This window comes from Candidatus Eisenbacteria bacterium (assembly GCA_035712145.1).
GTDB lineage: Bacteria > Eisenbacteria > RBG-16-71-46 > RBG-16-71-46 > RBG-16-71-46 > DASTBI01.
Genome location: DASTBI010000144.1, coordinates 1 through 7,579 on the forward strand (window position 1 = coordinate 1; position 7,579 = coordinate 7,579).

Consider the following 7,579-nt stretch of genomic DNA (forward strand, 5'->3'; position numbering starts at 1 on the left):
GGCGCCACGGCGATGGCGAGCGCGGACAAGAGCACCTCCTGGAGCATGAAGGCCAGCGTCATCGAAGCCTGCTCCTGTCCCATGTTGTGTCCGTGCTACTTCTCGAAGAAGCCTGCCGCACACGCCGGGGCGGAGGGCCAGGCGCAGCATTTCTGCCGGTCGAACAAGGCATTCCACGTACACAAGGGCAGCTTCGGCAAGACTCCTCTCGACGAGGTGGAGTTCTGGATGTCCTGGGACGTCGGCGACGGCTTCGACGACGGAACGATGAAGTGGGCCGTGCTCCACTTCGGTCCCTCGGTCACGAAGGAGCAGCGCGACGGCATTCTGGCGATCCTCTCCCATCTCTATCCCTACCGGTGGGAGACGCCGATCGCGATCGGCGATGACATGGAGATCCACTGGGACCGGACCGACGACAAGGCCGTGGCGCGACTCGACGGCGGCAAGGCCGGGGAGGTGGTCCTGAGCGCGGCCGCGGTGCGCCGCGTGAAGACAGGAGCCACGGTGATCGAGAATCTCCGGTACTGGGGCGCTCCGCGGAACAGCGGATTCGTGCTCATGCCCTGTGAGGTCGAAGCCTATCGGCTCGGTCCTCACGCCTTCGAGTACAAGGGCACGAGCGGCTTCACGGTCACGTTCGACCTGTCGTCGAAAGATGGGGCCGCTTCGGGCGGCGGACACTGAGGCACGACCATGGCCGCGTCATGGTGGGCGGCATGAACTCCGTTCCGCTATGCCTGGATCTCGTGCGCCACGGCGAGGCCCAGCCCTCCGGTGTCGGCGGTGATGCGGCACGAAGGTTGACGCCTGCCGGCCGGGCCGCGATCACGAGTCTGGCGGAGCGCCTCGCGCGCGAGGGCTGGCGGCCCGCGGCCATGTGGTCGAGTCCATTGTTCCGCGCGCAGGAGACCGCCGCGATCCTCTCCGCCGCTTGTCCTGGGCTCCTGATCGAAACGCTCGATGCTCTGGTACCGGACGCCGAGCCCGAGGAGCTCGCGGCGGAGCTCGTACGGCGCGCGCCGAAACAGCACGTCGTGCTGGTCGGACACCAGCCACTGATGGGCCGTCTCACGGCATGGCTCAGCGGTGGCCGCGAAGCGTCTTTCCAGGCCGGCGCGCTGGTTCGGCTCGAAGTGGTCGGAGGCGTGCGCCAAGGATGCGCGACCGTCGTGCTCGAGGTCCCGCCGCACTCGTCGTGAGCCTTCCGACGCCCTGGCGGCCAATCGGTTAAGCTGCTCTGCCTCCTCGCAGGGGCGTCGTCTTCCGTGGGTCAGGACCGCCATCACCCCCATGCCCAAGCTCTTCGCGACCAAGTACGGCTATTTCACGGCCGACGGCCGGGAGTACGTGATCACGCGCCCCGACACCCCGAAGCCGTGGGTGAACGTGATCTGTCCCGGTGACTACGGCACGGTCATCAGCCAGGCCGGCTCCGGCTATTCCTGGAAGACCCACGCCACCTTCAACCGGATCAACCGCTGGGAACAGGACCTGGTGCGGGACGAGTGGGGCAAATACCTCTACTGCCGCGACCGCTCGACCCGGAAGCACTGGTCACTGGCGTTCCAGCCGGTGCGCGCCAGACCTTCCCGATACGAGGTGCGGCACGGCATCGGGTACACGACGTTCCGCGCGCTGCACCACGGAATATGGAGCGAGTACACGATCTTCGTGCCGCCCGACGACTCGCTCGAGATCTGGCGGGTTCGTCTCGAGAACGTCTCGCGCTCGACCCGGCGCCTCGACCTGTTCAGCTATTTCGAGTGGAACCTGGGGCCGGCGCCCGACACGCACCGCGAGTTCCACAAGCTCTTCATCGAGCAGGAGTACGTGGCCGCGGCGCGCGCGCTGCTGGCCACCAAGCGGCTCAACACCATCGCCGAGCATGGCCGCGGGCAGCCGTGGAACGTGGAATGGCCTCACGTCGCGTTTCACGCGGCGAGCGTGACTCCGGCAGGTTTCGAGACCGACAAGGAGAAGTTCGTCGGCCGCCACGGCGCGCTCTCCTCGCCCCTGGCGCTTTCGCGCGACCGGCTGCGCGGAACCGCCGGGAAGTGGCAGGACGCGATCGCATCGCTTCAGGTCCCGGTGACGCTGCGGCCCGGGCAGACGCGGGAGGTGGTGTTCACGCTCGGCATCGCGGACCGCCGGGCTTCGGCGCTCCGCCTCGCTCGCCGCTATGCCACGCCGGAGGCCGTCGAGCGGGCGTGGGACTCGATGCGCCGTCACTGGGACTCCTGGCTCGCGCCGCTCGAAGTCACGACGCCGGATGCGGGCTTCGATGTCATGACCAACGTATGGCTCAAGTACCAGGCGATGTCGGGACGGATCTGGGGCCGGAGCGGCTATTACCAGCCCGGGGGCGCTTTCGGCTATCGCGACCAGCTCCAGGACAGCCAGGTGTTCCTGCCGATCGCGCCGGAGCGAACGCGGCGGCAGATCCTGCTCCACGCCGCACATCAGTTCGCCGACGGCACGACGCTCCACTGGTGGCATCCGCTCACCGAGGAGGGCCTGAAGAAGCCGCTCAACGACGATCTCCTCTGGCTGCCTTTCGTCACCCTCAATTACCTGCGTGAGACCGCGGACTTCGCGGTGCTCGAAGTGCGAGCGCCGTTCCTCGCCGAGCCCGGCGCTCCGCCGCCGGCGGATGGCACCCTCTACGACCATTGCCGCCGCGCGATCGACTCGTTCTGGGACCGGCTGAGCCCGCGCGGCGTGCCGCGGATGGGCGCGGGCGACTGGAATGACGGCCTCTCGGCGATCGGCCGTGAGCTCAAATCCGAGAGCGTGTGGCTCGCCCACTTCCTGATCGGGATCCTCGAGGGCTGGGTCGAGCTGGAGCGCCGTCTCCGCCGCCCCGACGAGCGGGTGATCGAGCGCTACGCGCGCGAAGCGCAATCCATGCGCGAAGCGGTCAACCGCCACTTCTGGGATGGCGCGTGGTACGTGCGGGCCACCAAGGACTCGGGAGAGCCGATCGGCTCACGCCGCAATCGCGACGGCAAGATCTTCATCAATGCGCAGACCTGGGCCGTGCTCCACGATGTCGTGCCCAAGGAGCGCCGAGCGACGCTGTTGCGCTCGATGGAGCGCCATCTCTACAAGGCATACGGCCCGCTGTCGCTCTTCCCCGCGTACCGCGAGCCCGACGCCGAGATCGGCTATCTCACCCGCTACGCGCCCGGCGCGAGAGAGAACGGCGGCTTGTATACCCACGCCGCGGTCTGGGCGGTGCAGGCCGAGTGCATGCTGAAGCGGCGAGGCAAAGCCTGGGAGCTGCTCCGGCGGTTCTGGCCGGTGCACCGCGGGATGGACCCCGATCTCTACCAGGCCGAGCCCTACGTCTCCCCCGGCAACGTCGACGGACCGAACTCGCCCCATTACGGGCGCGGCGGCTGGACGTGGTACACCGGGTCCGCCGCGTGGATGCTGCGGGTCGGCACGGAGTGGCTGCTCGGCGTCCGTCCCGCCTGGGATGGTCTCCTGATCGACCCGTGTCTTCCCCCCGAATGGAAAGGCTTTCGCATGACCCGCCGCTTCCGCGACAGCACGTATCGCATCGAGGTCTCGGTGAAGCCGGGCGAGGCTCAGATCACCTTGGATGGCCGGCCGCACGAAGGGCAGGTCGTTCCCGCATTTCGCGACGGGCGCGAGCACGTCGTCACGGTGCGCGTCCCTCCGGCCTGACCCATGTCCGACCTCACTCGCTTCCCGGAAGGATTCCTGTGGGGCGCGGCCACCTCGGCGTACCAGATCGAAGGATCTCCGCTCGCCGAAGGGGCCGGGCCGAGCAACTGGCATCGCTTCTCGCATCTCGAGGGAACGGTCGAGAACGGCGACACCGGCGACGTCGCATGCGATCACTATCGGCGCTTCGCCGATGACGTGGACCTGATGCGTGAGCTCAATCTCGGCGCCTATCGCTTCAGCATCGCCTGGGCGCGAGTTCTTCCCGAGGGGCGCGGCGCCGTCAACCCCAGAGGGCTCGACTTCTACGCACGGCTGATCGACCGGCTGCTCGAGCGCGACATCGCGCCGGCGCCCACGCTCTATCACTGGGATCTCCCCGCGGCGCTCGAAGACCGCGGCGGGTGGGCGAATCCCGACAGTCCGAGCTGGTTCCAGGACTACGCGCAGGTCGTCTTCGAGCGTCTCGCGGACCGCGTGCCGATGTGGGCGACGCTCAACGAGCCCATCCTCGTCTCGCACGCAGGCCACGTGCTCGGCATCCATCCGCCGGGCCATCGCTCGGTCAGCGAGGCGGCGGCGGTGGCGCGTCACCTGCTGCTCGCGCACGGCGCCGCCGTCGAGGCCTATCGGGGAACGGCCAAGGGCAATATCGGAATCGTGCTCAACCTCGAGCCCCGCGTTCCGGCGAGCGGGTCCGCCGAGGACGCGGAGGCCACGCGGCGCGCCGACATCTACTACAACCAGCAGTACCTCCACACGGTGTTCACCGGGCAGTGGCCTGAAGGGCTCGCGGAAATTCTCGGCAAGGCCTGCCGCGAGCTCACGCCGCGGGAGAGCGCACAGGTCTCACAGCCGCTGGACTGGCTGGGCGTGAACTACTACTCGCGCCGTCCGACCGCGTACGGCGCCGACCCGCCGCTCCATGCGGACGACGTCGCCTTCGACGGCGTGCCCGCGACCGATCTGGGCTGGGAGATCCACCCCCCGGGGCTCACCGAGATTCTCGTCCGGGTCAGCGAGACCTACGCGAAGCTCCCGCTCTACATCACCGAGAACGGCGCGGCGTACGTGGATCCCGATCCCGATCCGGCAGGCTCCGTCCCTGACGCTCGGCGCGTCGCCTACCTCCGCATGCATCTGGCCGCGGCGCGTGAGGCCATCGAGCGCGGCGTGGACTTGCGCGGCTACTTCGTGTGGTCCCTGCTGGACAACTTCGAGTGGCAGCGCGGCTATTCGCAGCGCTTCGGCATCGTGCGGGTGGACTACGCGACGCAGGCGAGAACGATCAAGGAGAGCGGCCGCTTCTACCGCGACGTCATCGCCGCGAACGGCGTGTCGCTGAGCCGCTGAGATGTAATTTCTGGCTCTCCCCGGGGAGAGCAAAGATTTGCAGGTCAGCGCCCGCCGATCGTGAGCGCCGTGTCGGGCAGCGCGCGCAGCCACTGGACGTAGGACCAGAGCGCGTCCATGTCGCCCGGCTCCAGGCGATCGCGATACGCCGGCATCCGCAGCACGGCCCGGCGCAGGAAGAAGCGCGCGAATGGATTGCGGTCGTGGCGCCGGCTCACGCCGTTCTCGACCCAGTCCTTGAACTCGTCGCGATCGCGGACCAGCTCGGCGAAGTCGTCACTGTCCCAGGATGGCACGTAGCCCTTGAGTGATCCCGGGTTCACCGGCGCCAGCCTTCCTCCGGCGCCGTGACATCCGATGCAGCCGAAGGCCTCGGCGCGCTCGAGTCCGCGAGCGGCCTCGGGCGTTTCCGGCTCGGGCATCCCCGAGACCGCGGCGACGTACGCGGTGAGATCGGCGATCTTCCGATCGGTGAGGCGGTCACCGAAGGCTGGCATCTTCACCGCGCCTCGCCGCGACTGCTCGCGCCACGTCTCGCTCTGCGATCGCGCCTCGTTCACGCCGTCGTGGATCCATTGCCGGATCTCTTCGAGGTTCTTCGCGTACATCATGACGTCGCCTTCGAAGCCGGGAACGGTGCGATCGTCGCGTCCGGGATTGGCCGCACCCTTCAGCCCGCCGTCTCCGTGACAGGCGAAACATCCGGTGCTCTGCGCGAGCCGATGGCCTCGCTCGGCGGCGGGAAGACGTGGACGCACGAAATACGCGCCCAGCAGCACGGCGAGCAAGAAGAGCGCGATGATCGCGCTCGCCGCAGCTCTCATGGGAGGGATCGAGCGCGCGGATGACGCGCGCTCGGAGGGTTGCTACTTGGCGGCCAGCACCGCGTCGGTGACGTCGATGCCCTTCATGCCGTTGCGGGTCATGACCGTGCCGGTGACCTTCACGTTCTTCCCGGCCATGGTCTTGAGTTTGTTGTAGGGATCGGCGTTGTCGTGATTGAGCGTGACGAGATAGAGCGTGCCGTCCGCGGTCAACAGCCCCATCGGCATGCCGTTGCCGATGCACTTGGTGGCGCAGGAGATGTGCTTCTCGCCGCGCGCGCCGTGACCGAGGAAGCAGCCCGTATCCACCAGCTCGCCCGTGAGGGTCTTCACCGTTCCCTTGTGCTCCCCCGCCGCAAAGGCCAGCGATGCGGCGACAGCGGACATGAGGACGATCGAGGCGAACCATTTCTTCATGGAGATCTCCTTTGAGAACAGACGCGACCGTTGCGTAGCCGGTAGGATGCTCCGTGCCGGGCCGGCGCGCAATGCCGGGAGCCAAAGATGACGCCTCCCTGACAGCGAACCCGCAATGAGGTCGGGCGGGGGCTGGACGCGCGATTGGCCAGATTTCGTCCGGCCCAGGGCGCGGGACACGCGAATTGCCCGAATTTTCTGGTGGTTCCGGCCAGCGGACGGGCCGAAACCATGGCAGGTTCCTTGCCCTCCATCGCCCCAAACGTCTTGGACGGCCACCGGGAGTCGAGCATGGGAAGCGGCTTCAGACAGGGGATGATGGCGGCGGCGCTGGTCCTGGGGCTCGCCCACGGGAACGCCATCGCGGCGCCCTTCATCAACGTCCTCGACAACGCGCTCGTCATCACTCCGACGCCGGCCGACTACGAGCGGGATTACGTGGAGGTGACGGGTGCGGCAGGCCTGGGCGTCAAGCTGAAGACGAACTCGAGCACCGGGATGATGCTGATGGTCCGCTCCTCCTCCGCCAACCCCGCGATTCGCGCCGGCGACTTCCTGGTCCGCACGCTCACCCCTCCCGGGCGTGGCGGCACGACGCTCTCGACCTACACGACACTCGGTCCGTCCAACCTGACGCTGTGGACGACCGGCGTGGCGCAGCCCCCGTTCGCTCAGGTCGACATGGACATCCGGATCCGCAATCTCTTCAACTACGGCGATGCCGCAATCGCCGGGACGACCGGCTACACCAACACCCTGATCTTCACCGTCATCGAGCCGTAGAGCGGGCGAGCTTTATTTCCGCGGGCGTCTGAGTGATGACGACTTCGCCGTCCTTGGTGATCGGCGCGGACTTCCCGTTGATCGTGGCGGTCCATCTGCCGGGTTCCCGGCGCAGATCGAGGATGATGCCACCCGGCGGCGGCTTGACGCCCGCGACTCGCCCGGCGATTGCGCCGCCATCCTCGCGGCGCAGCGTGAAGTCGAGAGCGCCAAACCGTGTCCGCAGCCCTCGCACCGAAATGCCCGTGCCGAGGAGCCACGCCTCGGGGACGCCGGCCGCCAGGATCAGCTGGTCGCCGCTCTTCTGGCCCGGCGCCTTCGGACCCGCGCCGGCCTCACGCTCGTACGCCAGCATGTCGAGCACCGAGCGCACGAAATCGGAACCCACCCAGGTGTGAGGCAGATCGCCGATGAACTTCGGCGCGCGCTCGTCGCGCCAGACCACCTCGGGCCACTGGCGCCATCCCGAAGGCCGCTGGTGCCGCATGAACCAGTCGAGCGCCTGCTGA

8 protein-coding genes are annotated in these 7,579 nt (G+C 68.0%); 5 read left to right on the forward strand and 3 right to left on the reverse strand.

The window, feature by feature from the left end:
* The 4 genes from VFQ05_09175 to VFQ05_09190 form a co-directional block, all read left to right on the forward strand.
* Positions 1-687 (forward strand): DUF1326 domain-containing protein (locus VFQ05_09175; protein ID HET9326929.1); only part of this gene is annotated, 687 nt, incomplete at its 5' end.
* 32 nt (positions 688-719) lie between these two features.
* Positions 720-1,202 (forward strand): phosphoglycerate mutase family protein, encoded by a 483-nt coding sequence (locus tag VFQ05_09180; protein HET9326930.1) that lies wholly within the window; start codon positions 720-722, stop codon positions 1,200-1,202.
* A 91-nt stretch (positions 1,203-1,293) separates the two neighbouring features.
* Positions 1,294-3,693, forward strand: coding sequence for a glycosyl hydrolase family 65 protein (locus VFQ05_09185; protein HET9326931.1), 2,400 nt, complete (start codon positions 1,294-1,296; stop codon positions 3,691-3,693).
* A 3-nt stretch (positions 3,694-3,696) separates the two neighbouring features.
* Complete coding sequence (locus VFQ05_09190) at positions 3,697-5,046, forward strand: GH1 family beta-glucosidase (protein HET9326932.1); 1,350 nt, start codon at positions 3,697-3,699, stop codon at positions 5,044-5,046.
* Between the two features lie 44 nt (positions 5,047-5,090).
* Here VFQ05_09190 and VFQ05_09195 read toward each other — a convergent pair whose 3' ends face one another.
* Together VFQ05_09195 and VFQ05_09200 are read right to left on the reverse strand one after the other, a co-directional pair.
* Positions 5,091-5,870: a c-type cytochrome gene (locus tag VFQ05_09195; GenBank protein HET9326933.1), complete on the reverse strand. Its 780-nt coding sequence runs from the start codon at positions 5,868-5,870 to the stop codon at positions 5,091-5,093.
* A gap of 42 nt (positions 5,871-5,912) precedes the next feature.
* Positions 5,913-6,287, reverse strand: coding sequence for a hypothetical protein (locus VFQ05_09200; protein HET9326934.1), 375 nt, complete (start codon positions 6,285-6,287; stop codon positions 5,913-5,915).
* A gap of 291 nt (positions 6,288-6,578) precedes the next feature.
* On the opposite strand from VFQ05_09200, the gene VFQ05_09205 reads away from it, so the two are divergent.
* Positions 6,579-7,070, forward strand: coding sequence for a hypothetical protein (locus tag VFQ05_09205; protein HET9326935.1), 492 nt, complete (start codon positions 6,579-6,581; stop codon positions 7,068-7,070).
* Here VFQ05_09205 and VFQ05_09210 read toward each other — a convergent pair.
* Positions 7,057-7,579: hypothetical protein (locus VFQ05_09210; GenBank protein ID HET9326936.1), on the reverse strand; the 523-nt coding region annotated here is incomplete at its 5' end. The two genes, VFQ05_09205 and VFQ05_09210, sit on opposite strands and share 14 nt — an antisense overlap.

Excerpts from the sequence above, each read along its gene's own strand:
- VFQ05_09180 (HET9326930.1), top strand. The coding sequence starts at position 720 with ATGAACTCCGTTCCGCTATGCCTGGATCTCGTGCGCCACGGCGAGGCC.
- VFQ05_09185 (HET9326931.1), top strand. The coding sequence starts at position 1,294 with ATGCCCAAGCTCTTCGCGACCAAGTACGGCTATTTCACGGCCGACGGC.
- VFQ05_09190 (HET9326932.1), top strand. The coding sequence starts at position 3,697 with ATGTCCGACCTCACTCGCTTCCCGGAAGGATTCCTGTGGGGCGCGGCC.
- VFQ05_09195 (HET9326933.1), bottom strand. The coding sequence starts at position 5,870 with ATGAGAGCTGCGGCGAGCGCGATCATCGCGCTCTTCTTGCTCGCCGTG.
- VFQ05_09200 (HET9326934.1), bottom strand. The coding sequence starts at position 6,287 with ATGAAGAAATGGTTCGCCTCGATCGTCCTCATGTCCGCTGTCGCCGCA.
- VFQ05_09205 (HET9326935.1), top strand. The coding sequence starts at position 6,579 with ATGGGAAGCGGCTTCAGACAGGGGATGATGGCGGCGGCGCTGGTCCTG.